The organism is Pseudomonas sp. PI1, assembly GCF_000812405.1.
In the GTDB taxonomy this organism is placed as follows: domain Bacteria; phylum Pseudomonadota; class Gammaproteobacteria; order Pseudomonadales; family Pseudomonadaceae; genus Pseudomonas; species Pseudomonas citronellolis.
Genome location: NZ_JWMC01000065.1, coordinates 1 through 26,940 on the forward strand (window position 1 = coordinate 1; position 26,940 = coordinate 26,940).

Here is a 26,940-nt window from a genome sequence, read left to right on the forward strand (position 1 = left end):
GGGTGGGGCAGCGTAGGAGCGGATCTCATCCGCGAATCGCGCCGGAGGTTCCGGCTAATCGCGGACAAGGTCCGCTCCTACGGGGGAGGAATACCGTGCCTCCCGGCAACCTGTAGCGGGCCCTGCCCGCGAAATCGCGCGCAGGGCGCGCTCCTACATGGAATGGCGCGGGTGGGGCAGCGTAGGAGCGGATCTCATCCGCGAAACGCGCCGGGATGTCCGGCTATCGCGGACAAGGTCCGCTCCTACGGGGGTAGGAATACCGTGCCTTCCGGCAATCTGTAGGAGCGGGCCCTGCCCGCGAAATCGCGCGCAGGGCGCGCTCCTACATGGAATGGCGCGGGTGGGGCAGCGTAGAAGCGGATCTCATCCGCGAATCGCGCCGGAGGTTCCGGCCCATCGCGGACAAGGTCCGCTCCTACGGGGGGAGGAATACCGTGCCTCCCGGCAACCTGTAGGAGCGGGCCCTGCCCGCGAAATCGCGCGCAGGGCGCGCTCCTACAGGGAATGGCGCAAGGCGCCCTCACGGCGCCTTCGGCAACTGCCGCTTGTGGTGGGTCTTCTCGTAGGTGCGCTTGATGATCTCGAAGGCCTCCGGGCTGACCGGCTGGCCGTGCAGGAAGGCGTCGATCTCCTGGTAGGTCACGCCGTGGGCGTGTTCGTCCGGCTTGCCCGGGGCCAGGTCTTCGAGGTCGGCGGTGGGCACTTTTTCCACGAGGAATTCCGGGGCGCCCAGGGTGCGGGCGATGGTGCGTACCTGGTGCTTCACCAGGCCGGTCAGCGGGGCGATGTCGCAGGCGCCGTCGCCGAACTTGGTGAAGAAGCCCATCACCGCCTCGGCCGCGTGGTCGGTGCCCACCACCAGGCCCTGGCGGGCGTTGGCGATGGTGTACTGGGCGACCATGCGCATGCGCGCCTTGGTGTTGCCCAGGGCGAAGTCCACGGTGGCGGCGGGCAGGCCGTCGAGGGCGCGGGTCTGCTCGGCCAGGGCCTGGACCGCCGGGCCGATGTTCACCGTGTGGCGCTCGTCCGGGGCTATGCAGTCCACCGCTGCCTGGGCGTCGGACTCGTCGCCCTGCACGTTGTACGGCAGGCGCACGGCGATGAAGCGGTAGTCCGGGTTGCCGGTTTCCTCGCGCAGGCCTTCCACGGCGCGCTGGCAGAGCATGCCGGCGGTGAGGGAGTCGACACCGCCGCTGATGCCCAGCACCAGGGTCCTGGTGCCCGACTCGCGCAGGCAGTCCTGGATGAAGCGGATGCGGCGCTGGATTTCCGCCTGCACGTCGGCCTCGGTGGCGAAGGGCCGCTGCACGTTGAGGTCCTGAGCGATGTCGTCTTGGATGGTTTTCATGGGCTTCTCTGTCCGGTTGTGGACGGGCGCGGCCCGTCGGATGCGGAAAAAATACCAGCACGCGGCGTGCCGGGCGATGCCCGGATGGTCGCGGGCGCTTCAGGGCTGTTGCAGGTGCTCGCCGATCCACTCGACGAAGGCGCGCACCTTGGGCACCGCCGCGGCCTGCTCGGGGTAGGCCAGGTAGTAGGCGCTGCGGCTCTGCAGGCTGTGCGGCCAGGCGACCACCAGCTTGCCTTCGGCCAGTTCCTCCTCCACCAGGAAGCGCGGCAGCAGGGCCACGCCGCAGCCGGCCTGGGCGGCGCGGATGCACATGTAGAAGGTGTCGAAGCGCGGCCCGTGGAAGCTGTGCTCGCTGCGCCGGTCGAGGCTGGCGAACCACTCGTGCCAGGCCTCCGGGCGGGTGGCGTTCTGCAGCAGCACCAGTTCGTCCAGTTGCAGCGGGTCGTCCAGCGGCTGCGCCGGGAGGAGCGCCGGCGAGCACACCGGCAGCATTTCCTCGCCGAACAGGTGCAGGCACTCGGCGCCGGGCAGGGTGCCGGGGCCGAAGAAGAAGGCCACGTCGCAGCGCGAGTGCAGCAGGTCGTCGGGCTCCAGTTCCTGGCGCAGGTCCAGGTGGATGTTCGGGTGGCGATGGCGCCAGCCGTTGAGCAGCGGGATCAGCCAGCGCGCACCGAAAGTGGGAGGGGTGGACACGCGCAGCACCTCGGTCTCGCCGCCGTAGGACAGCAGATAGCGGGTGGACAGCTCCACCTGGCTGAGGATCTTGCGCACCTCCTGCAGGTACAGCTCGCCCGCCGGGGTCAGCTGCAGGCGCCGGCGCACGCGGCGGAACAGCAGGTGCTGGAGCATCTCCTCCAGCTGCGCCACCTGCTTGCTCACCGCGCTCTGGGTCAGCGCCAGCTCCTCCGAGGCGCGGGTGAAGCTCAGGTGCCGGGCCACGGCCTCGAAGCACTGCAGGGCGGTCATGGAGGGCAGGTGGCGTTTGTTGAGCATCGTCGTGATCGGCTCTGTGAATGCCGGTAGGGCGGCTCCGCCGACGCGCAGCCACCCCTGGCATGAATTTACGGAATGATGTGCATAGGAAACGTCGTTTGTTGGCCGCCTGCAAGCCGGTTATTACTGCTTGCATTCCAATGGCTTAACCGACTGGCTCAGGAGACGCGATGATTTCCGCACTGCTCGAGAAACTGGGAGTCGATTCCTCCCTCTACTCCAACGGCGACCATGTCATCCACAGCCCCATCGACGGCAGCCGCCTGGGCGCCGTGCGCCTGGAAAGCGCCGCCGAGGTGGAGCAGAAGATCGGCCGCGCGGCCCAGGCCTTCGCCGCCTGGCGCGCGGTGCCGGCGCCGCGTCGCGGCGAACTGGTGCGGCTGTTCGGCGAGCAGCTGCGCGCGCACAAGGCCGAGCTGGGCGAGCTGGTGTCCTGGGAGGCCGGCAAGATCACCCAGGAAGGCCAGGGCGAAGTGCAGGAGATGATCGACATCTGCGACTTCGCCGTCGGCCTGTCGCGCCAGCTCTACGGCCTGACCATCGCCTCCGAGCGCCCCGGCCACCACATGCGCGAGACCTGGCAGCCGCTGGGCGTGGTCGGCGTCATCAGCGCCTTCAACTTCCCGGTCGCCGTGTGGTCGTGGAACACCGCGCTGGCCCTGGTGTGCGGCAACCCGGTGGTGTGGAAGCCGTCGGAGAAGACGCCGCTCACCGCGCTGGCCTGCCAGGCGCTGTTCGACAAGGCCCTGGCGCAGTTCGGCGACGCCCCGGCCTGCCTCAGCCAGGTGCTGATCGGCGACCGCGCCGCCGGCGAGGCCCTGGTGGACGACCCGCGCGTGGCCCTGGTCAGCGCCACCGGCAGCACCCGCATGGGCCGCGAAGTGGGCCCGCGCGTCGCCGCACGCTTCGGCCGCAGCATCCTCGAACTGGGCGGCAACAACGCCATGATCCTGGCCCCCAGCGCCGACCTGGACATGGCCGTGCGCGCCATCCTGTTCAGCGCCGTGGGCACCGCCGGGCAGCGCTGCACCACGCTGCGCCGGCTGATCGCCCACGAGTCGGTGAAGGACGAGATAGTCGCGCGCCTGAAGGCCGCGTATTCGAAAGTGCGCATCGGCCACCCGCTGCAGGGCAACCTGGTCGGCCCGCTGATCGACGAGCGCAGCTTCCTGGCCATGCAGGGCGCGCTGGAGCAGGCGCGCGGCGAGGGCGGCACGGTGTTCGGCGGCGAGCGCCAGCTGCAAGACCAGTTCCCCGAGGCCTTCTACGTCTCCCCGGCCATCGTCGAGATGCCCGAGCAGAGCGACGTGGTGCGCAGCGAGACCTTCGCCCCGATCCTCTACGTGATCCCCTACAAGGACTTCGACGAGGCGGTGGCGCTGAACAACGCTGTGCCCCAGGGCTTGTCGTCCTGCGTGTTCACCACCGACGTGCGCGAGGCGGAAGCCTTCATGTCGGCGATCGGCAGCGACTGCGGCATCGCCAACGTCAACATCGGCCCCAGCGGCGCGGAAATCGGCGGCGCCTTCGGTGGCGAGAAGGAAACCGGCGGCGGCCGCGAATCCGGCTCCGACGCCTGGAAGGCCTACATGCGCCGGCAGACCAACACCGTGAACTGGTCGCGGGAGTTGCCGTTGGCCCAGGGCATAGTGTTCGATTAGCTGAAAGCTGAAAGCGCAAGACCAGGGTGTGACTTCTAGCTGTGGGTGGGGCGGCAGGCTCTTTCTTGGAGCTTGCCGCTTGCCGCTTGCAGCTCCTTGTACAAGGATCAGCGGATGTCGCTTCGCCAAGAGTGTCTGTGGGAACACCTGACCCCCGAGCGGCCGCAGGCGCCGTCGCTGCTGGGGGAACACGAGGCCGACGTGTGCGTCGTCGGCGCCGGCTTCACCGGGCTCTCCGCGGCCCTGCACCTGCTGGAGGCGGGGCGCAGCGTCTGTGTGCTGGAGGCCCATCGCACCGGCCATGGCGGCGCCGGGCGCAACGTCGGGCTGGTCAATGCCGGCCTGTGGATTCCGCCGGACGAGATCGAGGCGGGCATGGGCCAGGAGGTCGGCTCGCGCCTCAACCGCATGCTCGGCGCGGCGCCCTCGCTGGTCTTCTCGCTGATCGACAAGTACGCCATCGATTGCCAGGCGCGCCGCGAGGGCACCCTGCACATGGCCCACAACCAGCGCGGCCTGGACGACCTGCGCAGCCGCTGCGAGCAATGGCAGCGCCGCGGCGCCCCGGTCGAGCTGCTCACCGGCGCGGCCTGCGCCGAGGCCTGCGGCACCGAGCGGATCGCCGGCGCGCTGCTCGACCGCCGCGCCGGCACCCTCAACCCCATGGCCTACGTCAGCGGCCTGGCCCGCGCCGTGGTCGAGCTGGGCGGCGGGCTGTACCACAACTCGGCGGTGACCGCGCTGGAGCGCGAGGGCGCTGCCTGGCGCGTCATCACCGGCGAGGGCAGCGTGCTGGCGCAGAAGGTGGTGATCGCCTCCAGCGCCTACACCGAGGGCGAGTGGACGCAACTGCGCCGCACCTTCTTCCCCGGCTACTACTACCAGGTCGCCTCGCGCCCGCTGGAGGGCGCCGAGGCCGCGCGCATCCTGCCCGGCGGCCAGGGCTCCTGGGACACCCGCCAGGTGCTCAGCAGCATCCGCCGCGACGCCGACGGCCGCCTGCTGCTCGGTAGCCTGGGCAAGGGCACCGGCAAGCCGGAATGGTTCATCCGCAGCTGGGCCGACCGCATCCAGCAGCACTACTTCCCGCGGCTGGGCAAGGTGGACTGGGAATTCACCTGGACCGGCTGCATCGACTTCACCCCCGACCATCTGATGCGCCTGTTCGAGCCGGCGCCGGGGCTGCTCGCCATGAGCGGCTACAACGGCCGTGGGGTGACCACCGGCACCGTGGTGGGCAAGGCCTTCGCCGACTTCCTGCTGCGCGGCGAGGCCAGCGCCCTGCCCATGCCCCTGCGGCCGCTGGAGGAGGTTTCCGCGGCGGGCCTGCGCAGCTGCCTGTACGAGGCGGGCTTCTCGCTCTACCACGCCGGGCAGTGCCTGCGCGTGGTGATCTAGCGGCGCGCCCGGGACGGGGGCGCCCGGCCCCGTCCGCCTCGTCTGGCTCCTTCTGCACTTTGGTCTAGCCTTTTTGGTGCGTTACCTCGATGGGCGCGCACCGAGAATGTGCAGTTAGGTGACAGCGATGGTTACCGCTCGGGTTGCGCCCGTTGGCTGCTGGTTGTGCCAGCTCGCGGGATGGATGGTTGCGCCCATCGGATGTTTGGGTTGCACCTTTTGTTTTTGGGGGTTGCACACGCCAAAAGCTGTTTTCTGCCGGCCCTGGCCGGTTCTGCTGTCCGACTTGTCGAATAACAAAAACGGATGGCACGCGGCTTGCTGTTGGCTAATCGCCAACATCTGTTGTTTCGCGCGTCACCACAAAAACCTCAGGAGCAAAACTCCATGTCGCAGAAGATTTTCAGAAAAGGCTTTCTGGCCCTGGCGGTAACCGCCGCGATGGGCATGACTTCTCTCGCCCAGGCCGACGTCGTGATCGGCGTCGCCGGCCCGCACACCGGGGCCAACGCATCCTTCGGCGAGCAATACTGGCGCGGAGCGACCCAGGCCGCCGAGGACATCAACGCCGCCGGCGGCGTCAACGGCGAGAAGATCAAGCTGGTGAAGGCGGACGACGCCTGCGAACCGAAACAGGCCGTGGCCGTGGCCAACCGCCTGGTCGACGAAGACAAGGCGGTGGCGGTGGTCGGCCACTTCTGCTCCTCCTCCACCATCCCCGCCTCCGAGGTCTACGACGAGGCCGGCATCATCGCCATCACCCCCGGCTCGACCAACCCGCAGGTCACCGAGCGCGGCCTCTCCGGCATGTTCCGCATGTGCGGCCGCGACGACCAGCAGGGCATCGTCGCCGGCGACTACATCGTCGACGTGCTCAAGGCCAAGAAGGTCGCGGTCATCCACGACAAGGACACCTACGGCCAGGGCCTGGCCGACGCCACCCGCGCGCAGCTGAACAAGCGCGGCGTGAAGGAGGTGCTGTACGAAGGCCTGACCCGCGGCGAGAAGGACTTCAACGCCCTGGTCACCAAGATCCGCGCTTCCGGCGCCGAGGTCGTCTACTTCGGCGGCCTGCACCCCGAGGCCGGCCCGCTGGTGCGGCAGATGCGCGAACAGGGCCTGACCGCCAAGTTCATGTCCGACGACGGCATCGTCACCGACGAACTGGTCACCACCGCCGGCGGCCCGCAGTACGTCAAGGGCGTGCTGATGACCTTCGGCGCCGACCCACGGCTGATCCCCGACGGCAAGGCGGTGGTCGAGAAGTTCCGCGCCGGCGGCTTCGAGCCCGAAGGCTACACCCTCTACGCCTACGCCTCGGTGCAGGCCCTTGCTGCCGGCTTCAACGGCGCTGGCAAGACCGACCCGGCGGCGGCCGCCAAGTGGCTGAAGTCGCACCCGGTACAGACCGTGATGGGCAAGAAGGAGTGGGACCAGAAGGGCGACCTGAAAGTCTCCGACTACGTGGTCTACGAATGGGACGACAAGGGCAAGTACCACCAGCTGGACGCTTTCAAGAAGTGATCCCGGCCTGACGCGCCGCCTGCCGGCGCCGCCACGAGCGGCGCCGGCATCCCCGCAGGTCGACGTCGCCCGCTGGCGGTCACGAGCCGCATCAGGCGCGCCGCGTCAGCCTTTTCCTGCCCCGCTTGCGTGAGTATCCAATCGTGGACGGCATCTTTCTCCAGCAAATGATCAACGGGCTGACCCTCGGGTCGGTCTACGGCCTGATCGCCATCGGTTACACGATGGTCTACGGCATCATCGGCATGATCAACTTCGCCCACGGCGAGGTTTACATGGTATCGGCCTACCTTTCCGCCATCGGCCTGGCGCTGCTGGCCTTCTTCGGCCTGCATTCCTTCCCGCTGCTGATCCTCGGCACGCTGATCTTCACCATCCTGGTCACCGGCGTGTACGGCTGGGTGATCGAGCGCATCGCCTACAAGCCGCTGCGCAACTCCACGCGCCTGGCGCCGCTGATCAGCGCCATCGGCATGTCGCTGATCCTGCAGAACTACGTGCAGCTGGCCCAGGGCCCGCGCCAGCAGGGCGTGCCGACGCTGCTCGAAGGCGCCTTCAAGCTGCACATCGGCGACGGCTGGGTGCAGCTGACCTACACCAAGCTGTTCATCCTGCTGGCCTCCTTCGCCGGCATGGCCGTGCTCACCTACGTGATCCAGTACACCAAGCTCGGGCGCATGTGCCGCGCCACCCAGCAGGACCGCAAGATGGCCTCGATCCTGGGCATCAACACCGACCGGGTGATCTCCTACGTGTTCGTCATCGGCGCCGCCATGGCCGCGCTGGCCGGCGTGCTGATCACCATGAACTACGGCACCTTCGACTTCTACGCCGGCTTCATCATCGGCATCAAGGCGTTCACCGCCGCGGTGCTCGGCGGCATCGGCTCGCTGCCCGGGGCCATGCTCGGCGGCCTCATCCTGGGCGTGGCCGAGGCGCAGTTCTCCGGCATGGTCAACACCGACTACAAGGACGTGTTCGCCTTCGGGCTGCTGGTGACCATCCTCATCTTCCGACCGCAAGGACTCCTGGGCCGGCCCCAGGTATCGAAGGTGTGAGCATGGCTAACGCAACCGCTTCCGCCCCGCGCATCGACCTCAAGCAGAGCCTGGTGGACACCGTCCTGGCCGGCCTGGTCGCCCTCATCGTGTTCGGCCCCATCGTCGGCATCGTGCTCGACGGCTACAGCTTCAACCTGCAACCGGTGCGCCTGGCCTGGATGGTCGGCGCGGTCATGGCCGGGCGCCTGGTGCTCAGCCTGTTCCTGCAGACCGCCGTCGGCAGCCGCGTGCTCGACCGCTTCGAGGGCTCCGACTCCGGCATCCAGGTGCTGCCGCCGGGCTACAAAACGCGCCTGCGCTGGATCATCCCGCTGCTGGTGGTGGCCGCCGTGGCGCTGCCGTTCTTCGCCAACAAGTACCTGCTCACCGTGGTCATCCTCGGGCTGATCTATGTGCTGCTGGGCCTGGGCCTGAACATAGTGGTGGGCCTCGCCGGGCTGCTCGACCTGGGCTACGTGGCCTTCTACGCTATCGGCGCCTACGGCCTGGCGCTGGGCTACCAGTACCTGGGCCTGGGCTTCTGGACGGTGCTGCCGCTGGCCGCCATCACCGCGGCCATGGCCGGGGCGCTACTGGGCTTCCCGGTGTTGCGCATGCACGGCGACTACCTGGCCATCGTGACCCTGGGCTTCGGCGAGATCATCCGCCTGGTGCTGAACAACTGGCTGTCCTTCACCGGCGGTCCGAACGGCATGCAGGTGCCGGCGCCGACCATCTTCGGCCTGGAGTTCGGCCGCCGCGCCAAGGAGGGCGGCACGCCGATCCACGAGTTCCTCGGTATCGATTACAACCAGAACCTCAAGTTCATCTTCATCTACGCGGTGCTGTTCCTGGTGGTGCTGCTGGTGCTGTACGTCAAGCACCGGCTCACGCGCATGCCGGTGGGCCGCGCCTGGGAAGCGCTGCGCGAGGACGAGATCGCCTGCCGCTCGCTGGGCCTGAACCACGTGCTGGTCAAGCTCTCGGCGTTCATGCTCGGGGCCTCCACCGCGGGCCTGGCCGGGGTGTTCTTCGCCAGCTACCAGGGCTTCGTCAACCCGTCGTCGTTCACCTTCTTCGAGTCGGCGCTGATCCTCGCCATCGTCGTGCTCGGCGGCATGGGCTCGACCCTCGGGGTGGTGATCGCCGCCTTCGTGCTGACGGTGACGCCGGAACTGCTGCGCAGCTTCGCCGACTACCGCGTGCTGCTGTTCGGCATGCTCATGGTGCTGATGATGATCTGGCGCCCGCGCGGGCTGATCCGCATCAACCGCCGGGGCTTCGCCAAGCGCAAGGGGGTGGCGCCATGAGCGACAAGATTCTCAGCGTCGAGCACCTGATGATGCACTTCGGCGGCATCAAGGCGCTCAACGACGTCAACCTGGACGTGGAGCGCGGCTCCATCACCGCGCTGATCGGCCCCAACGGCGCCGGCAAGACCACGGTGTTCAACTGCCTGACCGGCTTCTACAAGGCCACCGGCGGGAAGATCCTGCTCAACACCCAGGGCACTACCACCGACGTCATCAAGATCCTCGGCCAGCCGTTCCAGGCCGGCGACTTCGTCAACCCGGCGCAGTTCGGCAGCCGCGTGTACTACAAGATGTTCGGCGGCACCCACCTGGTGAACCGCGCGGGGCTGGCGCGCACCTTCCAGAACATCCGCCTGTTCCGCGAAATGTCGGTGGTGGAGAACCTGCTGGTGGCGCAGCACATGTACGTCAACCGCAACCTGGTTTCCGGCATCCTCAACACCCCCGGCTACCGCCGCGCGGAAAGCGACGCGCTGGACCACGCCTTCTACTGGCTGGAAGTGGTCGACCTGGTGGACTGCGCCAACCGCCTGGCCGGCGAGATGTCCTACGGCCAGCAGCGCCGCCTGGAGATCGCCCGGGCCATGTGCACGCGTCCGGAAATCATCTGCCTGGACGAACCGGCCGCCGGCCTCAACCCGGCCGAGACCCAGGCCCTGAGCCGGATCATCCGCTTCCTGCGCGACCACCACGGCATCACCGTGCTGCTCATCGAGCACGACATGGGCATGGTGATGAACATCTCCGACCACATCATCGTGCTCGACCACGGCGACGTGATCGCCCGCGGCCTGCCGGCGGAGATCCGCAGCAACGACAAGGTGATCGCCGCCTACCTGGGCGCAGACGAAGAGGAGGTCGCATGACGGCGCCGATTCTGGAATTCCGTGATGTGGATGTGTTCTACGGGCCGATCCAGGCGCTGAAGAAGGTTTCCCTGACCGTGGGCGAAGGCGAGACGGTGGCGCTGATCGGCGCCAACGGCGCCGGCAAGTCCACCCTGCTGATGTCCATCTTCGGCCAGCCGCGCGCGGCGGCCGGGCAGATTCTCTACCGCGGCCAGGACATCGCCCGGCGCTCGGCGCACTACGTGGCCTCCAACGGCATCGCGCAGTCGCCGGAAGGGCGCCGGGTGTTCCCCGACATGAGCGTGGAGGAGAACCTGCTGATGGGCACCATCCCCATCGGCATGGACCACGCCCAGGAGGACATGCAGCGCATGTTCGAGCTGTTCCCGCGGCTGAAGGAGCGGCGCAACCAGCGCGCCATGACCATGTCCGGCGGCGAGCAGCAGATGCTCGCCATCGCCCGCGCGCTGATGAGCCGGCCCAAGCTGCTGCTGCTCGACGAACCCTCCCTGGGCCTGGCGCCCATCGTGGTCAAGCAGATCTTCCAGACCCTGCGCGAACTGGCGCAGACCGGCATGACGCTGTTCCTCGTCGAGCAGAACGCCAACCACGCCCTCAGGCTCTCCGACCGCGGCTACGTGATGGTCAACGGCGAGATCCGCATGAGCGGCACGGGCGCGGAACTGCTGGGCAACCAGGAGGTGCGCGACGCCTATCTGGGCGGGCATTAGCGTCGTAGTCGCTGGGTTCCCGCGTTCGCGGGAATGACGGGGTCGAGTCCCGCTCCGGTATTCGATTCCGTCTTCCCCGCGAACGCGGGGATCCAATGAACCAGCCTTCACCGGGGGCCCCATGCAAAACGTTCGCTTCCTCACCAACGCCGACGTCGCCGAGCGCCTGGCTTATCCACAACTGATCGAAGCCCTGCGCCAGGGCCTGGCCGGCGCCTGCGAGGCGCCGGTGCGCGGCTGCCATGCGCTGCCCGACGACGCCACGTTGCTGACCATGCCGGTATGGCGCCCGGGGCAGGACATCGGCGTCAAGCTGGTCACCGTGTTCCCTGGCAACGGCGCGCGCGGCCTGCCGGCGGTGGCGGCGCTGTTCTGCCTGTTCGACGGTGTCGACGGCCGCCCGCTGGCGCTGCTCGAAGCCTCCGAACTCACCGCCCGGCGCACCGCCTGCACCTCGGCCCTGGCGGCGGACCACCTGGCCCGGCGCGACGCCGAGCGCCTGCTCATCGTCGGCAGCGGCACCCTGGCGCCGCACATGGTGCGCGCCCATTGCGCGGTGCGTGACTACACCGACGTCGCCATCTGGGGCCGGCACCCGTCCAAGGTCGCCGCGCTGGTCGAGCGCCTGGCCGGCGAAGGCTACCCGGTGCGCGCCTGCGAAGACCTCGCCGCAGGCGTTGCCGCGGCCGACACCATCAGCTGCGTGACCACTTCCCGCGAGCCGCTGGTGCGCGGCGAGTGGCTGAGCCCCGGCACCCACCTCGACCTGGTCGGCGCCTTCCTGCCGAGCATGCGCGAGACCGACAGCGAAGCCGTGCGCCGCGCGCGCATCGTCGTCGACACCCGCGAAGGCGCGCTGGAGGAAGCCGGCGACCTGCTGATTCCCCTGGCCGAGGGCGCCATCGCCGAATCGGCCATCCACACCCAGCTCGGCGACCTGCTGCAGGGCCGGGGGCTGCGCCGCGACGACCAGGAAATCACCCTGTTCAAGTCGGTCGGCTACGCCCTGGAAGACCTGATCGCCGCGCGCCTGCTGGTGGAGCAGGGCGGCTAGCGGGTTGTCCACGGAATCTGTTGGGCAAGCTGTGGATAAGCTTGGGAAAGCTGCTCCTGGCCCAGGCGCGCCGTGGGTTGCGCAGCACTGCCTGAATACTGACCAGGGGCATGGCGCAAGCCGCGAAACATCTGGGCTTCTGCGCCCGTGGCAGGCGCTCGCCAGGCATTGCCGAAAACCGCTGCCGGCTGTGGAGCAGCCTGTGGAAAACCTGGGGGAAAACCTCTCCGTCCCGCGTCCCTAGGCGCCTGCCGAACTGTTCGGCCGTTGTGGACGGCCGCTGTAGCGCTGGCCGGCGGGGCAGGGCTGCTATCCTGCGAAGTCCGACAGAAAAACCGCCAGCAGAGGAATTGGCCCATGACTCCCACCCTGTTCATCACCGGCGCCACCTCCGGCTTCGGCGAAGCCTGTGCCCGCCGTTTCGCCCGCGACGGCTGGTCGCTGGTGATCACCGGCCGCCGCGAAGACCGCCTGCAGGCCCTGGCCAAGGAACTGTCCGCCCAGGCCGAAGTGCTGCCTATCACCCTCGACGTGCGCGACCGCGCCGCCGTGGCTCGCGCCGTGGACAACCTGCCGGCCGGCTTCGACAAGCTGCGCGCACTGATCAACAACGCCGGCCTGGCCCTGGGCGCCGACCCGGCGCAGGAGTGCGACCTGGACGACTGGGACACCATGGTCGACACCAACATCAAGGGCCTGATGTACTGCACCCGCCTGCTGCTGCCCCGGCTGATCGCCCACGGCCGCGGCGCCAGTATCCTCAACCTCGGCTCGGTGGCCGGCCAGTGGCCGTACCCCGGCAGCCACGTCTACGGCGCCACCAAGGCCTTCGTCGAACAGTTCTCCCTGAGCCTGCGCTGCGACCTGCAGGGCACCGGCGTGCGCGTCAGCAACCTGGAACCGGGCCTGTGCGAAAGCGAGTTCTCCCTGGTGCGTTTCGGCGGCGACCAGGCGCGCTACGACAAGACCTACGCCGGCACCGAGGCGCTGCAGCCCGAAGACATCGCCGAGACCATCCACTGGATCGTCAACCAGCCGCCGCACATCAACATCAATAGCCTGGAGATCATGCCGGTGAGCCAGGCCTGGGCGGGGTTCTCGGTGCATCGCAAGGAGTGAGGAGCGCGGGCTCTTGTAGGAGCGAGGGGGACGCCTAGTTCTTGCTCGCGAACGGAGTATCCCGGCGATTCCTCTGCGTTGGCTTGACTCCGCTCCCTCTCCCTAACCCTCTCCCTGAAGGGAGAGGGGACCGTTCGGAGTGTTTGAGTATTCCTGAGTTAGTCGGCAGCCCCGTTGGTTTCCGGCTGAAACCATTCCTTCTCTCGGCACGGACAAGCCCCCTCTCCCTTCAGGGCGGGGCGCGCAGCCGAGGGCTGGGGAGAGGGGGCCGGGGTTGGGGCCAACTGCGCAGCTGCCGGGGAACTCCATTCGCGAGCAAGCTCGCTCCTACGAAAAGCGCCACGCCGCGTTATCATCCGCCAACTCCTCCCGCCACAAGAGCCCCCTCGATGAGCAAACCAGGCCAACGCGTGCTGGCTGAACTGCGCAAGATGATTGCCTCCGGCGAGCTGGCCGCCGGCGAGCGCATCGTCGAGATTCCCACCGCCGAGCGCCTGCAGGTTTCGCGCATGCCGGTGCGCATGGCGTTGCGCGTGCTGGAGCAGGAAGGGCTGCTGGTCAAGGCCGGCAACCGTGGCTACACGGTGCGCGAAGTCACCGAGGACGACATCGCCGGCGCCGTGGAGGTGCGCGGCGTGCTGGAAGGGCTGGCAGCGCGCCAGGCGGCTGAGCGGGGAATTTCCGAAGAGACGCGGGCGCAGCTCCAGCAGTGCCTGGACGAAGGCGACCGCATTTTCGAAAAGGGCCATGTACTGCCCGAGGACCTGGAGGCGTATCACAGCCTCAACATGCGCTTCCACCAGGCGATCATCGAGGCCAGCGGCAACCGCGCCATCGCCGAGGCCCTGGCGCGCAACGACCACCTGCCGTTCGCCTCGGTCAGCTCGCTGGCGGTGGACCGCGACAACCTGCCCCGCGAATACCAGCGCTTCAACTTCGCCCATATGCAGCACCACGCCGCCTACGACGCCCTGGTCAACGGCCAGGGCGCGCGCGCCGAAGCGATCATGCGTGAGCATGCCAATGCCACCCTGCGCTACGCCGAATACTTCCACCCGCCGCGCGAGGGGGTGGCGGTGTTGAAGAAGTCCGTGGCGGGGGAAAGAGAGCGGTCGTAGGACCAACCAGCGGTGCCGAGATGCTTTTCGTAGGAGCGAGCTTGCTCGCGAATGGGCTTCACCATCGTGCCTTGCCCGAAGAGCGCCCTCTCCCTAACCCTCTCCCTGAAGGGAGAGGGGACCGTTCGGAGCGCTTGGATGCTCTGGAGTTCGCCGGATGCTGTGGTACCCGGCTGAAACCTTGCCTTTAGCCGGCACGGACAAGCCCCCTCTCCCTTCAGGGAGAGGGCTGGGGAGAGGGGACGGAGTCAAACCGAAACACCCAAGCCGCCTGGAAACTCCCTTCGCGAGCAAGCTCGCTCCTACAGATCCAACACCAACCGCGCACTCCGCGACCGCGAGCAACAAGGCGTGAACTGATCATTGGCAGCCTGCTCATCCTCGGTCAGGTACTGGTCACGATGCTCCGGCACGCCTTCCAGCACCCGCGTCAGACAGGTCCCGCAGATACCCTGCTCACACGCCACCTGCACCTCCACCCCGACACCGCGCAGCGCCTCCACCACACTCTGCCCATCCTCCACGCGCACCACCTGCCCGCTGCTCGCCAACTGCACCTCGAAGGCTTCGCCGCCCACGTCCGGCTCGGCGCCGAAGTACTCACGGTGCAGGCGCGACTCGTCCCAGCCCAGGGCACGCGCACTGTCCAGCACGTGCTCCATGAAGCCCGCCGGGCCGCAGGTGTACAGCTGCGCATCGTCCGCCTGCGCCGCCAGCAGCGCCGCCACGTCCAGGCGCCGCGCCGGCTCGCTGTCATCGAAGTGGCAATGCACGCGGGTGGCGAAGGCGGACTGCGCCAGGTACTCGACGAAAGCCGCCTGCTGCGCCGAGCGGGCGCAGTAGTGCAGTTCGAAGTCGGCGCCGCTGCGCGCAAGCTGCTCGGCCATGCTCAGCAGCGGGGTGATGCCGATGCCGCCGGCCAGCAGCAGGCGCCTTCCCGGGCCTTCGACGAGGGGGAAGAGGTTGCGTGGTTCGCCGATGCGCAGCGGCTGCCCGGCCTGCAGTTCGTGCACCGCGCGGGAGCCGCCGCGCGAGTCGGCGCAGCGCAGCACGGCGATGCGGTAGCGGTGGGTTTCCTCCGGCGCGTTGCACAGCGAGTACTGGCGCACCAGCCCGCCCGGCAGGTGCAGGTCGATGTGCGCGCCGGCGCTGAAGGCGGGCAGGGGGCCTGCGTCGGCGCGGGCCAGTTCGAGGCTGAGGATGTCCGGGGTTTCCCGCTGCACGCGGGTGATGACGACGTCTAGCACGGTGGCGGTCTCACGCTTGGCCGGCCTCGCGGGCCGGCTCTGGGATGGGGCTCAGGCGCTGGCGATCAGCGCGGCGGCAGGTTGCTGTTGCTCGGCCGCGCAGAGGCGTTCGAGGATGCGCCGCGACTGCACGCCGCCGGCGTCGATGTTCAGCTTCAGCAGTTGCCGCTGCGGATGGCGCAGCAGGTTCTGCTGCTGCTGTTCGAGCATCTCCAGGTCCTCGCCGAAGATCTTCCCCTGGCCCTCGCGGATGGTCGCGGTGAGCGCCTCATCCTGCGGCTGGAAGTTGCGCGCCATGCCCCAGAAGTACCAGATGGAGGTCTCGCTCTCCGGGGTGATGAAGTCGACCACGATGCTCGCCGCCTTGTGCTGCGCCGGGGCGTGGTAGCCGCCGTGGCCGGCGTGGGCCACGCCCACTTCGATCAGAACGTGGCTGGGCGGGGTGAAGCGGCAGATCTGCCAGCGGTCCACCGGCACGTCGTCGGCCAGGCCGTTGCCGCGCAGGGCCAGGCGCCAGAAGGGCGGGGCCATGACGCTTTCCATATGCCGCTCGGTGATCACTTCCTCGCCTTCCACGCGGGTTTTCGGCGCGGCTTCGTCGATCTCCTTCTGGCCGATGCTGTTGGCGTGCACGTAGGTCTCGTGGGTGAGGTCCATGAGGTTGTCGATCATCAGCCGGTAGTCGCACTGGATGTGGTACAGGCCGCCGCCGTAGGCCCAGTCCGGGTTGTCGGCCCATTCCAGGTGGTGGATCAGCGCCGGGTCGGCCTGCGCGGCATCGCCCGGCCACACCCAGATGAAGCCGTAGCGCTCTTCCACGGCGAACTTGCGGATCGCCGGGAAGCCGCGCACGCGCTGGCCGGGCATGGACTCGGTGTGGCCTTCGCAGCCCATGGCCAGGCCGTGGTAGCCGCAGATCAGCTTGCCGTCCTCGACGAAGCCCAGCGACAGCGGCGCGCCGCGGTGCGGACAGAAGTCCTCCAGTGCCGCCACGCGGCCTTCGGGGCCGCGATAGAAGACCATCTTCTCGCCGCAGACCTGCCGGCCCAGGGGCTTGTCGGCGATCTCGTCGGGGGTGCAGGCGACGTACCAGGCGTTCTTCGGGAACATGGGGCGATCCTCATCTTGTGGTTTTTATTGGATCCAATGTTTGGCTTCGAGCGGAAAGCCTGTCAACCGTGGTGGTCGAAAAATAATCAGTTCGATAACCGAACAAATTCCAAATCCAAGCTGAAGGCTCCGTAAAGTCTGGATCTTGGCGTCGTAAAGGCTGTGGGATCTGTGGTTTCCGTCAGCCCATTCCTTGATTTTGGGATCCAATGGGGGCTTGTGCTCGGGATCCACCGCTGCCAGGGTGTGCGCCAACCAAGCCACCACAACAAGAACAAGAGGAACCCGCCATGCCGTGCGCCCAGCCCCGAACCTCCGTCCGCCGGAGGTGCGCCCATGAATCGTGACCTGCGCCATGCCCTCGACCAGGGCCCGATGAACCGCTTCCAGTGGACGGCCATCGGCATCTGCATCCTGCTCAACATGATCGACGGCTTCGACGTGCTGGTGATGGCCTTCACCGCCGCCTCGGTCTCCGCCGAGTGGAGCCTGAACGGCGCCCAGGTCGGCCTGCTGCTCAGCGCCGGGCTGTTCGGCATGGCCGCCGGCTCGTTGTTCATCGCCCCGCGCGCCGACCGCTTCGGGCGCCGCCCGCTGATCCTCTTCTGCCTGCTGCTGTGCGGCCTCGGCATGCTGTTCTCGGCCCTGGCCCAGAGCCCAACGCAACTGGCCCTGCTGCGCGGTTTCACCGGCCTTGGCATCGGCGGCATCCTCGCCAGCAGCAACGTGATCGCCGCCGAATACGCCAACCGCCGCTGGCGTCCCCTGGCGGTCAGCCTGCAGTCCACCGGCTACGCCCTGGGTGCCACCTTCGGCGGGCTGCTGGCGGTGTGGCTGATCGGCCACTGGGGCTGGCGCTCGGTGTTCCTGGCCGGCGGCCTGATCTCCCTGGCGGCCATCCCGCTGGTGCTGGCGGGCCTGCCCGAATCCCTGGACTTCCTCCTCGCCCGCCGCCCGGCCAACGCCCTGGCGCGGGTCAACGGCCTGGCCCGGCGCCTGGGCCTGCAGAGCCTGGATGCGCTGCCCGAAGCCCGCTCGCGCGATGCCGCCGGCGTGGCGATGCTGCAGCTGCTGGCCCCCGCGCTGCGCCGCTCGACGCTGCTGATCTGGCTGCTGTTCTTCCTCGCCATGTTCGGCTTCTACTTCATCATGAGCTGGACGCCCAAGCTGCTCACCGCCGCCGGCCTCACCGCGCAGCAGGGCATCACCGGCGGCGTGCTGCTGAGCATCGGCGGCATCTTCGGCGCCGCCCTGGTCGGCGCGCTCTCGGCGCGCGTGCCGCTGGCGCGGGTGCTGCAGGGCTTCATGCTGGTCACCGCGGCGCTGCTGGTGCTGTTCCTCGGCTCGGCCTCGTCACTGGCCGCCGCGCTTGGCCTGGGGCTATTCATCGGGTTGTTCGCCAACGGCTGCATCGCCGGGCTCTACGCGCTGTCGCCGCTGATCTACCCGGCCGGCGTGCGCGCCACCGGGGTGGGCTGGGCGATCGGCGTCGGCCGACTGGGTGCCATCCTCTCGCCCACCGTGGCCGGGCTGCTGCTGGACGACGGCTGGCAACCGCTGCACCTGTACGGCGTGTTCGCCGTGGTCTTCGCCGCCGCCGCCCTGGTGCTGCTGGGCCTGCGCCCGGCGGCGCCGGCCGGCGAGCCACTGGCCGCGCACTGAGGGCGCCTCAATGCTGCCCTTGGAGGATCGCGTCGGCGATGGCGCTGCGGAACCACTCCAGCGCCGCCGACTGCTCGCTGCTCGCGCGCCAGTGCAGGGACACCTCGAACGCCGGCACGGCGAAGGGCAGTTCGAGCATCTTCAGCCCGCCCTCGGCGACGAACATGCGGGCGATCTGCGCCGGCAGGATGGTCAGCAGGTCGGTGCCGGGGATGATCTTCGGCAGCACCGAGAAGTGCGGCACGCGCAGGGCGATGTGGCGCTCCAGTTTCATCGCCTGGAGCACGTCCTCGGCGATGCCGTGGCCGGAGGTGCGCGTCACCACCACGTGGCGTTCGGCGAGGTAGCCGGCCAGCTCCAGGCGCTCGCCGATGCGCGGGTGGTCGGCGCTGAGCAGGCACACGTAGCGCTCCTGGATCAGCACCCGGCTGCGGCTGCCGGGCACCGCCTGGCGGCAGATGGCGGTGTCCACCTTGCCGCTGGCCAGCCAGTCGCCCACCTCGTCCACCTGCAGCGGCAGCACTTCCACCTCGGCCAGCGGCGCCTCGCGGTTCAGCCGCGCCAGGATCAGCGGCAGGAAGCCCAGCTCGCCCAGGTCCGACAGGGCGATGCGGAAGCGCCGCTCGGTGGTGGCCGGGTCGAACTGGCGGGTGCTCTGCACCGCGCCCTCGATGCGCGTCAGCGCCTCGCGCAGGGTGGCGTACAGCTGCTCGGCGACGAAGGTCGGCTGGATGCCGTCGCGGCTGCGGCTGAACAGCGGGTCGTCGAACAGCTCGCGCAGCCGCGCCAGGGCATAGCTCACCGAGGGCTGGGTGACGAACAGGCGCTCGGCGGCGGCCGTCACGCTGCCGGCCTCGTAGAGGGTGACGAAGGTGCGGATCAGGTTGAGGTCGATCTGGGCCATGGCAGTCACATAGATGGTTTTTATTTTCGATAGAAAGACTATCGATTTGATCGATTATCAGGCCGCTGCGAGAGTAGCGCAAACCCAAGAACGAGCCTGAAGGGCCAGCATGAAAACCGTCCATTGCGCCTCCTACGACATCCTCCGTCGCCACGGCCTGACCACCATCTTCGGCAACCCCGGTTCCAACGAGCTGCCGTTCCTCAAGGACTTCCCCGCGGACTTCCGCTATATCCTCGGCCTGCACGAAGGCGCGGTGGTCGGCATGGCCGACGGCTTCGCCCTGGCCAGCGGCAAGCCCGCCTTCGTCAACCTGCACGCCGCCGCCGGCACCGGCAACGGCATGGGCGCGCTGACCAACGCCTGGTACAGCCACAGCCCGCTGGTGATCAGCGCCGGCCAGCAGGTGCGCTCGATGATCGGCGTGGAGGCCATGCTGGCCAACGTCGAGGCGCCGCAACTGCCCAAGCCGCTGGTGAAGTGGAGCGCCGAACCGGCCTGCGCCCAGGACGTGCCGCGCGCGCTGAGCCAGGCCATCCACATGGCGAACCTGGCGCCCAAGGCTCCGGTGTACCTGTCGATTCCCTACGACGACTGGGCGCAGCCGGCGCCGGCCGGCGTCGAGCACCTGGCCGCGCGCAACGTGGCCAGCGCCGGGCTGCCTTCGCCGGCGCAACTGGGCGAGCTGGCCGGGCGCCTGTCGCGGGCGCGCAACCCGGTGCTGGTGCTGGGGCCGGACGTCGATGGCGCCCGCGCCAACCCGCTGGCCGTGCAACTGGCGGAGAAGCTGCGCATGCCGGCCTGGATCGCGCCCTCGGCCTCGCGCTGCCCGTTCCCCACGCGCCACCCGTGCTTCCGCGGCGTGCTGCCGGCGGCCATCGCCGGCATCTCGCAACGGCTGGCCGGGCACGACCTGATCCTGGTGGTGGGCGCCCCGGTGTTCCGCTACCACCAGTTCGCCCCGGGCGACTACCTGCCCGCCGGCGCCGAGTTGGTGCACATCACCTGCGACCCCGGCGAGGCCGCCCGCGCGCCCATGGGCGATGCCCTGGTCGGCGACATCTTCCTCACCCTCGAAGCCCTGGTGGAAGCCGTTCGCCCCAGCGCGCGGCCGATGCCCGAAGCCCTGCCGCGCCCGGCGCCGCGCGCCGCCGAAGCGGGCCCGCTGCACCCGGAAGCCGTGTTCGACGTGATCGACGAACTGGCCCCGGACGACGCCATCTTCGTCAAGGAATCCACCTCCACCGTGACCGCCTTCTGGCAGCGCGTGCGGATGCGCGAGCCGGGCAGCTACTTCTTCCCGGCCGCCGGCGGCCTGGGCTTCGGCCTGCCGGCAGCGGTCGGCGTGCAACTGGCGCAACCGCAGCGCAGGGTGATCGGCATCATCGGCGACGGCTCGGCCAACTACGGCATCACTGCACTCTGGACCGCCGCGCAATACCGCGTCCCGGCGGTGTTCATCATCCTCAAGAACGGCACCTACGGCGCGCTGCGCTGGTTCGCCGGGGTGCTCGACGTGCCCGACGCCCCGGGCCTGGACGTGCCCGGCCTGGACTTCTGCCAGCTCGGCCGCGGCTACGGCGTGCGCTCGGTGCAGGCCGCCGACGCCGCCAGCCTGCGCGCGGAACTGGCCCGCGCCCTGGCCGGCGACGAGCCGGTGCTGATCGAGGTGCCCACCCTGACCATCGAGCCCTGAGGGCCCGACTTACCGACCGCAGCTCGCGGCCACGCCACAACAATAAGAACGAGGTGGATATGAATACGACTACCGTCAGTGAGACGCTGGAGGCTGCCGGCCGGCACTCGAACCGCCCTGCGGCCAGCGCCGACATCGGTACCCTGCTGGACGAAGGCCCCTTCACCCGGATGCAGAAGATCGTGGTGCTGCTGGCCGCGCTGTCCATCGTGCTGGACGGCTTCGACGGCCAGCTCATCGGCTTCGCCATCCCGATGATGATCGCCGAGTGGGGCATCAGCCGCGAGGCCTTCGCCCCGGCGGTGGCCGCCGGGCTGATCGGCATGGGCATCGGCAGCGCCTGCGCCGGCCTGTTCGCCGACCGCTTCGGGCGGCGCATGGCGGTCATCGCCAGCGTCTTCGTGTTCGGCTCGGCGACCTGCGCCATCGGCCTGGCCCCGGATGCCCTGACCGTGGCGCTGCTGCGCTTCGTCGCCGGGCTGGGCATCGGCGGCGCGCTGCCCAGCGCCACCACCATGACCGCCGAATTCACCCCGGCGCGGCGGCGCACCCTGGCGGTGACCGCGACCATCGTCTGCGTGCCCCTGGGCGGCATGCTGGCGGGCTTCTTCGCTTCGCACATCCTGCCGCTATACGGCTGGCGCACGCTGTTCTTCGCCGGCGGCGCGCTGCCGCTGGTGCTGGGCTTCCTGCTGCTGGCGACGCTGCCGGAGTCGCCGCGCTTCCTGGCGCGCCGGCCGCAGCGCTGGGGCGAACTGGGCCGCCTGCTCGGGCGCATGCAACGGCCCATGCCCGAGGGCGCGCGCTACACCGATTCTCTGGAACAGGCGCGGGAGAAACGCGCCGGCTTCCGCGCCCTGTTCGACCTCGGCTACGGGCGTGACACCGTTGCCGTCTGGGTGGCCTTCTTCATGTGCCTGACCGCCGTCTACAGCGCCTTCAGCTGGCTGCCGACCATGCTCCAGGCCGAAGGCCTGTCGCTGGCCGTGGCCGGTTCCGGGCTGACCGCCTACAACCTGGGCGGCGTGATAGGCGCGCTGGTCTGCGCCGTGGCCATGACCCGCTGGGGCTCCTACTGGCCGCTGCTGCTGTGCTGCCTGGGCGGCGCCGCCAGCGCCTTCGCCATGCAACTGGTGGACGTGAACCAGCATGCCAGCCTGCTGATCTTCGGCTTCGGCGTGCACGGCCTGTTCGTGAATGCCGTGCAGTCCACGCTCTATGCCCTGTGCGCCTTCATCTACCCCACCGGCGTGCGGGCGACCGGCACCGCCTCGGCCCTGGCCTTCGGCCGCCTGGGCGCCATTCTCAGCGCCTTCGCCGGGGCCAGCGTCATCACCCTGAGCGGCGCGCACGGCTACCTGACACTGCTGGGCACGGTGATGGTGGCGGCGATGATCGCCCTGATGCTGGTGCGCCGGCACATTCCCCGGCGCGCGCCGGGGCTGTCTTGAAACGGCTCACGAGCGGGAGGTCGATCCGATGAGCGAATGCAGCATTACCCACGTCAGCATCCTTGGCGCCGGCGCCATGGGCTCGCTGTTCGGCGGCCTGCTGGCCGAAAGCGGCCGGCGGGTGACCCTGCTGGACATCAACGATGCGCACCTGGCGGCCATCCGCGAACAGGGCCTGCGCCTGGTCACCGACAGCGGCGACCGGCGCATCCGCGGGCTGGCGGCCTGCCGCCCGGAACAGGCCAGCGGGCACCCGGACCTGTTGCTGGTGTTCACCAAGACCCTGCACACCGAGCAGGCCTTGGCCAGCGTAGCGCAGCATATCGGCGGGCACACGCGGGTGCTGTCGCTGCAGAACGGCCTGGGCAACGCCGAGACGCTGTGCCGCCACGTCGCGCCGGAGCAGGTGTTGATCGGCATGACCACCTGGCCCGCAGACCTGCACGGCCCCGGCCATGTCGAGTCCCACGGCCTCGGCGTGGTGCGGGTCTTCTCGGCGGACGGTGTCGAACGTCCGGCCTGCGCGGAGGTCGCGGCCGTGCTGGATGCGGCGGGCCTGCGCTGCGTGGCGGATGCGGACGTGTGGGCGGCGATCTGGGAGAAGGTCGCGTTCAACGCCGCGCTGAACAGCCTGTGCGCAGTCACCGGTTGCGCGGTGGGGCAACTGGCGGCCGTGCCGCAAGGCCCCGAACTGGCCCGCGCCGTGGCGCAGGAGGTGCTGGCCGTGGCCCGCGCCGAGGGCATCGCCGTGGACCCCCGGCACTGCCTGGCGAGTGTGGCCGACGCCATCGCCCAGCACCGCACGCACAAGCCCTCGATGCTGCAGGACGTGCTGGCGGGGCGGCCCACGGAGATCGGTTCGATCAACGGCGAAGTGGTGGCTCGCGCGCGGCGGGCGGGCATCGCCGTGCCGCGCACGGAAATGCTGCTCGGGCTGTTGCGCCTGGTGGAGGCGCGCGCCCGCGAAGCCGCCGCCGCGAGCGGACCCTTGGTATGAACCCCATCTTTCAAGGAGCTTTGTCATGAGCGATGCCAACACCCCCTACACCGACTTCCACCTGCAACCCCTCGCCGGCGAATGGCGCACCGGCGGCGCCGGCAAGGTGCTGCGCGACAGCAACCCCTACGACGGCAGCCTGCTGGCGGAAATCCCCCAGGCCAGCCGCGAGGACCTGGATGCCACCTACCGCAAGGCCGCCGAAGCGCAGCCGGCCTGGGCCGCGCTGCCGCCGGCGGAACGCGCCGCGCTGCTCCACCGGGTGGTGGAGGTGTTCGACCGGCGCCGCGAGGAGATCATCGACTGGATCGTCCGCGAGTCCGGCAGCACCCGCCTGAAGGCCACCCTGGAATGGGGCGCGGCGCGGGGCATCACCCTGGAGTCGGCGTCCTTCCCCAGCCGCGTGCACGGGCGCATCGTCGACTCCAACATCCCCGGCAAGGAAAGCCGCGTGTACCGCAGCGCTATCGGCGTGGTCGGCGTCATCAGCCCGTGGAACTTCCCGCTGCACCTCACCCAGCGCTCGCTGGCCCCGGCCCTGGCGCTGGGCAACGCGGTGGTGGTCAAGCCGGCCAGCGACACCCCGGTGTGCGGCGGCCTGCTGCTGGCGCGCATCTTCGAGGAAGCCGGGTTGCCGGCCGGGGTGCTCGGCGTGGTGGTCGGCGCCGGCAGCGAGATCGGCGACGCCTTCGTCGAGCACCCGGTGCCGGGCCTGGTGACCTTCACCGGCTCCACCCCGGTGGGGCGCAACATCGGGCGCATCGCCAGCGGCGGCGCGCACCTCAAGCACGTGGCCCTGGAGCTGGGCGGCAACAGCCCCTTCGTGGTGCTGGAGGACGCCGACCTGGAGCAGGCGGTGAACGCCGCGGTGTTCGGCAAGTTCCTGCACCAGGGGCAGATCTGCATGGCGATCAACCGCATCATCGTGGTCGACGCGCTGTACGACGCCTTCGCCGAACGCTTCGTCGAGCGCGTGAAGCAGGTGAAGGTCGGCGACCCGCAGTCGCTGGAGACCGCCATCGGCCCGATCATCAACGCCCGCCAGCTCGAAGGCCTGCTGGAGAAGGTCGCCCTGGCCCGCCGCGAAGGCGCCAGGCCGCTGTACGAAGGCGGCGTGCAGGGCCAACTGCTGGCGCCCCACGTGTACGGCGAAGTCGGCCCGGACATGGAGATCGCCCGCGACGAAATCTTCGGCCCGCTGATCGGCCTGCTGCGCGCCCGCGACGAAGCCCACGCCCTGGAACTGGCCAACGCCAGCGAGTACGGCCTTTCCAGCGCCGTGTTCAGCCGCGACCTGGAACGCGGCGTGGCCTTCGCCCGCAAGGTGCGCGCGGGCATGACCCACGTGAACGACATCCCGGTCAACGACGAGGCCAATGCGCCCTTCGGCGGCGAGAAGAACTCCGGCCTGGGCCGCTTCAACGGCGACTGGGCGATAGACGAATTCACCCGCGACCACTGGGTGAGCGTGCAACGGGAGGCGCGCCGCTACCCGTTCTGATCGCCTAGCCGGTTCTGCCACCCACCCCGCCCACGGCGCGCCTACACGGACGCGCCGCGGGCCGCTGCACCCCGAAAAAAACGGAGAACAATAACAATGCAAAACCGTCACACCGCCGTATTGCCGTCCCTCGCCTGCGTGGCCCTGCCGCTGTTGTGCGCGCCCGCACTGGCCGAGGAGGGCGGCTTCTTCGAGGATTCGCGCACCGACCTGGTGCTGCGCAACTACGCGTTCAACCGCGACTTCCGCGACCACAGCGCCGGCAAGAGCCTGATCAACGAATGGGCCCAGGGCTTCATCCTCAAGTTCAGCTCCGGCTACACCCGCGGGCCGCTGGGCTTCGGCGTGGACGCCATGGGCCTGTACGGCGTGAAGCTGAACAGCAGCCGCGAGCAGAGCGGCTCCGAACTGCTGCCGGTGCACGACGACGGCAAGGCCGCCGACGAGTACGGGCGCGTGGCGGTGGCGGCCAAGCTGCGGCTGTCGGCCAGCGAGCTGAAGCTCGGCGAGATGCTCCCGGACGTGCCGGTGCTGCGCTACGACGACGGCCGCCTGCTGCCGCAGACCTTCCGCGGCGCGGCGCTGGTGTCCCGCGAGTGGGCCGGGGTGAGCCTGTACGGCGGGCGCTACGACCAGGTCAGCCTGCGCAATTCGGCGGACATGCAGGACCTGTCGTCCTGGTCGGCGCCCACGGCGAAATCCGACGCCTTCAACTACGCCGGCGGCGAATACCGCTTCAACGACCAGCGCACCCTGGTCGGCGCCTGGTACGCGCAGCTGGAGGACATCTACACCCAGCGCTACTTCAACCTGCTGCACAAGCAGCCGGTGGGCGACTGGGTGCTGGGCGCCAACCTCGGCCTGTTCTTCGACCGCGACGACGGCCGTGCCCTGGCCGGCGATATCGACAGCCACACCGCCTACGCGCTGCTCTCGGCCAACCATGGCGGGCATACCCTCTACCTCGGCCTACAGAAGGTCGGCGGCAAGGGTGGCTGGCAGTCGGTCTACGGCAGCAGCGGCAGGACCATGGGCAACGACATGTTCAACGGCAACTTCACCAACGAGGACGAACGCTCGTGGCAGCTGCGCTACGACTACGACTTCGCCGCGATGGGCGTGCCCGGCCTGGTGAGCATGGTGCGCTACGGCAAGGGCGACAACGCCACCACCAAGGTGGGCCGTGGCGGCAAGGAATGGGAGCGTGACCTGGAGCTGGGCTACACGGTGCAGAGCGGGCCGCTGAAGAAGCTCAACGTGCGCGTCAACCACGGCAGCAACCGGCGCAGCTTCAACAGCGATTTCGACCAGACGCGGGTGATCTTCAACTACCCCATTTCGCTCTGACGGGGCGGTGCGTATGGCTTCTCGTAGGAGCGAGCCTTAGCGCCGTCGTAGGATGGCGTTGAGCGAAGCGATACCCATCACCGTGACCGCATGGGTTTCGCAAGCTCAACCCATCCTACGAAGAGCACCTTGGCTCAGTCCCATGCTCATTCCCATGTAGGAGCGCGCCCTGCGCGCGAATCGCGGGCAGGGCCCGCTCCTACAGGCTGCTGGGAGGCACGGTATTCCTCCCCTCGTAGGAGCGGACTCCGTCCGCGATTCTCAATCCGGATTCGCGATCAACCCGCCAGCAACCAAACCCCGGCGCCGGCCGAGGCCAAACCCGCCACGCGCACCAACGGCGCCGCAGCCTGCGGCAGGAAGCGCACCAGCGCATAGCCCGCGGCATGCAGGGCGGCGGTAGCGCAGACGAAGCCGGCGGCGTAGGCCCAGGGGCTGGACAGCTCCGGCAGCTCCAGGCCGTGGGCGATGCCGTGAGCCAGGGCGAAGAGCGCGGTCACGGCCATGGCCAGCGGCAGCGGCGGGCGCACCGCCAGGGCCACGCACAGGCCGAGGGCGAGCACCGAGGCGGCGATGCCGGTCTCGACGAAGGGCAGCTGTACGCCGTCGAAGCCGAGCAGGCCGCCGAGCAGCATGGCGCCGACGAAGGTGCAGGGCAGCGCCAGGCGCGCCGCGCCCTGTTGCTGGGCGGCCCAGAGGCCGACGGCGAACATCGCCAGCAGGTGGTCGAGGCCGGTCAGCGGGTGCAGCACGCCGGCGGCCAGGCCGTGTTCGCCGTGGCCGGGGTGGGCGAAGGCGAGGGCCGGGGCGAGGCACAGCGCCAGGGCATAGAGGCTTTTGCGCAGGGACATGGGGAACTCCTTGTGGGTTGT

General features: G+C 69.2%; 22 protein-coding genes. 16 read left to right on the plus strand and 6 right to left on the minus strand.

From position 1 onward, the window contains the following. Positions 1–523 precede the first annotated feature (523 nt). Together nadE and RN02_RS21155 are read right to left on the minus strand one after the other, a co-directional pair. Positions 524–1,351 (minus strand): ammonia-dependent NAD(+) synthetase, encoded by an 828-nt coding sequence (gene nadE / locus RN02_RS21150; RefSeq protein ID WP_043316529.1) that lies wholly within the window; start codon positions 1,349–1,351, stop codon positions 524–526. Positions 1,352–1,450: 99 nt separating this feature from the next. Then, the gene (locus tag RN02_RS21155) at positions 1,451–2,347 is read right to left on the minus strand and encodes a LysR family transcriptional regulator (RefSeq protein WP_009613413.1); all 897 of its coding nucleotides are present in this window, start codon (positions 2,345–2,347) and stop codon (positions 1,451–1,453) included. A gap of 170 nt (positions 2,348–2,517) precedes the next feature. Here RN02_RS21155 and amaB point away from each other — a divergent pair, with 170 nt between their 5' ends. The 10 genes from amaB (at position 2,518) to RN02_RS21205 (ending at position 14,153) form a co-directional block, all read left to right on the plus strand. Next, positions 2,518–4,008, plus strand: coding sequence for an L-piperidine-6-carboxylate dehydrogenase (amaB, locus tag RN02_RS21160; RefSeq protein ID WP_043316531.1), 1,491 nt, complete (start codon positions 2,518–2,520; stop codon positions 4,006–4,008). A gap of 114 nt (positions 4,009–4,122) precedes the next feature. Then, positions 4,123–5,406: an L-pipecolate oxidase gene (gene amaA / locus RN02_RS21165; RefSeq protein WP_009613411.1), complete on the plus strand. Its 1,284-nt coding sequence runs from the start codon at positions 4,123–4,125 to the stop codon at positions 5,404–5,406. A 387-nt stretch (positions 5,407–5,793) separates the two neighbouring features. Beyond that, the gene (locus RN02_RS21170) at positions 5,794–6,930 is read left to right on the plus strand and encodes a branched-chain amino acid ABC transporter substrate-binding protein (protein WP_009613410.1); all 1,137 of its coding nucleotides are present in this window, start codon (positions 5,794–5,796) and stop codon (positions 6,928–6,930) included. Positions 6,931–7,073: 143 nt separating this feature from the next. Next, positions 7,074–7,988, plus strand: coding sequence for an ABC transporter permease subunit (locus RN02_RS21175; RefSeq protein ID WP_009613409.1), 915 nt, complete (start codon positions 7,074–7,076; stop codon positions 7,986–7,988). Between the two features lie 2 nt (positions 7,989–7,990). Further along, positions 7,991–9,280, plus strand: a complete 1,290-nt coding sequence (livM, locus tag RN02_RS21180; RefSeq protein WP_043316534.1) for a high-affinity branched-chain amino acid ABC transporter permease LivM — start codon at positions 7,991–7,993, stop codon at positions 9,278–9,280. Beyond that, on the plus strand, positions 9,277–10,149 hold the full coding sequence (locus RN02_RS21185) for an ATP-binding cassette domain-containing protein (RefSeq protein ID WP_009613407.1): 873 nt from the start codon (positions 9,277–9,279) through the stop codon (positions 10,147–10,149). The genes livM and RN02_RS21185 overlap by 4 nt, the downstream gene beginning before the upstream one ends. Beyond that, the gene (locus tag RN02_RS21190; protein WP_009613406.1) at positions 10,146–10,862 is read left to right on the plus strand and encodes an ABC transporter ATP-binding protein; all 717 of its coding nucleotides are present in this window, start codon (positions 10,146–10,148) and stop codon (positions 10,860–10,862) included. The genes RN02_RS21185 and RN02_RS21190 overlap by 4 nt, the downstream gene beginning before the upstream one ends. Before the next feature lie 121 nt (positions 10,863–10,983). Next, complete coding sequence (locus tag RN02_RS21195; protein ID WP_043316537.1) at positions 10,984–11,916, plus strand: ornithine cyclodeaminase family protein; 933 nt, start codon at positions 10,984–10,986, stop codon at positions 11,914–11,916. A gap of 357 nt (positions 11,917–12,273) precedes the next feature. Further along, complete coding sequence (locus tag RN02_RS21200) at positions 12,274–13,035, plus strand: SDR family oxidoreductase (protein ID WP_043316540.1); 762 nt, start codon at positions 12,274–12,276, stop codon at positions 13,033–13,035. 389 nt (positions 13,036–13,424) lie between these two features. After that, entirely contained in the window at positions 13,425–14,153 is a 729-nt protein-coding gene (locus RN02_RS21205; protein WP_043316542.1) for a GntR family transcriptional regulator, read from the plus strand. Between the two features lie 302 nt (positions 14,154–14,455). On the opposite strand, the gene RN02_RS21210 is transcribed toward RN02_RS21205, so the two are convergent. Further along, a complete protein-coding gene (locus RN02_RS21210) occupies positions 14,456–15,400 on the minus strand; it encodes a PDR/VanB family oxidoreductase (RefSeq protein ID WP_043316545.1) in 945 nt (314 codons plus the stop codon). A gap of 51 nt (positions 15,401–15,451) precedes the next feature. Then, a complete protein-coding gene (locus RN02_RS21215; RefSeq protein WP_043316548.1) occupies positions 15,452–16,510 on the minus strand; it encodes an aromatic ring-hydroxylating oxygenase subunit alpha in 1,059 nt (352 codons plus the stop codon). A gap of 336 nt (positions 16,511–16,846) precedes the next feature. Here RN02_RS21215 and RN02_RS21220 point away from each other — a divergent pair, with 336 nt between their 5' ends. Further along, entirely contained in the window at positions 16,847–18,172 is a 1,326-nt protein-coding gene (locus RN02_RS21220; RefSeq protein ID WP_043316551.1) for an MFS transporter, read from the plus strand. 7 nt (positions 18,173–18,179) lie between these two features. Here the strand turns inward: RN02_RS21220 and RN02_RS21225 are convergent, their stop codons facing one another. Continuing rightward, positions 18,180–19,076, minus strand: a complete 897-nt coding sequence (locus tag RN02_RS21225) for a LysR family transcriptional regulator (protein WP_043316553.1) — start codon at positions 19,074–19,076, stop codon at positions 18,180–18,182. A gap of 109 nt (positions 19,077–19,185) precedes the next feature. Between RN02_RS21225 and mdlC the strand changes: the two genes are divergently transcribed. From mdlC to RN02_RS21250, 5 genes are all read left to right on the plus strand, one after another. Next, the gene (gene mdlC / locus RN02_RS21230; RefSeq protein ID WP_043316557.1) at positions 19,186–20,772 is read left to right on the plus strand and encodes a benzoylformate decarboxylase; all 1,587 of its coding nucleotides are present in this window, start codon (positions 19,186–19,188) and stop codon (positions 20,770–20,772) included. Positions 20,773–20,831: 59 nt separating this feature from the next. Beyond that, positions 20,832–22,223: an MFS transporter gene (locus tag RN02_RS21235; RefSeq protein ID WP_043316561.1), complete on the plus strand. Its 1,392-nt coding sequence runs from the start codon at positions 20,832–20,834 to the stop codon at positions 22,221–22,223. A 28-nt stretch (positions 22,224–22,251) separates the two neighbouring features. Next, positions 22,252–23,220 (plus strand): ketopantoate reductase family protein, encoded by a 969-nt coding sequence (locus RN02_RS21240; RefSeq protein WP_009613394.1) that lies wholly within the window; start codon positions 22,252–22,254, stop codon positions 23,218–23,220. Positions 23,221–23,245: 25 nt separating this feature from the next. Further along, the gene (locus RN02_RS21245; protein WP_043316564.1) at positions 23,246–24,721 is read left to right on the plus strand and encodes an aldehyde dehydrogenase family protein; all 1,476 of its coding nucleotides are present in this window, start codon (positions 23,246–23,248) and stop codon (positions 24,719–24,721) included. A 96-nt stretch (positions 24,722–24,817) separates the two neighbouring features. Continuing rightward, entirely contained in the window at positions 24,818–26,068 is a 1,251-nt protein-coding gene (locus RN02_RS21250; RefSeq protein ID WP_043316568.1) for an OprD family porin, read from the plus strand. A 278-nt stretch (positions 26,069–26,346) separates the two neighbouring features. Here RN02_RS21250 and RN02_RS21255 read toward each other — a convergent pair whose 3' ends face one another. Continuing rightward, positions 26,347–26,919, minus strand: coding sequence for a HupE/UreJ family protein (locus RN02_RS21255; RefSeq protein WP_043316571.1), 573 nt, complete (start codon positions 26,917–26,919; stop codon positions 26,347–26,349). Positions 26,920–26,940 lie beyond the last annotated feature (21 nt).

Excerpts from the sequence above, each read along its gene's own strand:
- nadE (WP_043316529.1), bottom strand. The coding sequence starts at position 1,351 with ATGAAAACCATCCAAGACGACATCGCTCAGGACCTCAACGTGCAGCGG.
- RN02_RS21155 (WP_009613413.1), bottom strand. The coding sequence starts at position 2,347 with ATGCTCAACAAACGCCACCTGCCCTCCATGACCGCCCTGCAGTGCTTC.
- amaB (WP_043316531.1), top strand. The coding sequence starts at position 2,518 with ATGATTTCCGCACTGCTCGAGAAACTGGGAGTCGATTCCTCCCTCTAC.
- amaA (WP_009613411.1), top strand. The coding sequence starts at position 4,123 with ATGTCGCTTCGCCAAGAGTGTCTGTGGGAACACCTGACCCCCGAGCGG.
- RN02_RS21170 (WP_009613410.1), top strand. The coding sequence starts at position 5,794 with ATGTCGCAGAAGATTTTCAGAAAAGGCTTTCTGGCCCTGGCGGTAACC.
- livM (WP_043316534.1), top strand. The coding sequence starts at position 7,991 with ATGGCTAACGCAACCGCTTCCGCCCCGCGCATCGACCTCAAGCAGAGC.
- RN02_RS21185 (WP_009613407.1), top strand. The coding sequence starts at position 9,277 with ATGAGCGACAAGATTCTCAGCGTCGAGCACCTGATGATGCACTTCGGC.
- RN02_RS21190 (WP_009613406.1), top strand. The coding sequence starts at position 10,146 with ATGACGGCGCCGATTCTGGAATTCCGTGATGTGGATGTGTTCTACGGG.
- RN02_RS21195 (WP_043316537.1), top strand. The coding sequence starts at position 10,984 with ATGCAAAACGTTCGCTTCCTCACCAACGCCGACGTCGCCGAGCGCCTG.
- RN02_RS21200 (WP_043316540.1), top strand. The coding sequence starts at position 12,274 with ATGACTCCCACCCTGTTCATCACCGGCGCCACCTCCGGCTTCGGCGAA.
- RN02_RS21205 (WP_043316542.1), top strand. The coding sequence starts at position 13,425 with ATGAGCAAACCAGGCCAACGCGTGCTGGCTGAACTGCGCAAGATGATT.
- RN02_RS21215 (WP_043316548.1), bottom strand. The coding sequence starts at position 16,510 with ATGTTCCCGAAGAACGCCTGGTACGTCGCCTGCACCCCCGACGAGATC.
- RN02_RS21220 (WP_043316551.1), top strand. The coding sequence starts at position 16,847 with ATGAATCGTGACCTGCGCCATGCCCTCGACCAGGGCCCGATGAACCGC.
- RN02_RS21225 (WP_043316553.1), bottom strand. The coding sequence starts at position 19,076 with ATGGCCCAGATCGACCTCAACCTGATCCGCACCTTCGTCACCCTCTAC.
- mdlC (WP_043316557.1), top strand. The coding sequence starts at position 19,186 with ATGAAAACCGTCCATTGCGCCTCCTACGACATCCTCCGTCGCCACGGC.
- RN02_RS21235 (WP_043316561.1), top strand. The coding sequence starts at position 20,832 with ATGAATACGACTACCGTCAGTGAGACGCTGGAGGCTGCCGGCCGGCAC.
- RN02_RS21240 (WP_009613394.1), top strand. The coding sequence starts at position 22,252 with ATGAGCGAATGCAGCATTACCCACGTCAGCATCCTTGGCGCCGGCGCC.
- RN02_RS21245 (WP_043316564.1), top strand. The coding sequence starts at position 23,246 with ATGAGCGATGCCAACACCCCCTACACCGACTTCCACCTGCAACCCCTC.
- RN02_RS21250 (WP_043316568.1), top strand. The coding sequence starts at position 24,818 with ATGCAAAACCGTCACACCGCCGTATTGCCGTCCCTCGCCTGCGTGGCC.
- RN02_RS21255 (WP_043316571.1), bottom strand. The coding sequence starts at position 26,919 with ATGTCCCTGCGCAAAAGCCTCTATGCCCTGGCGCTGTGCCTCGCCCCG.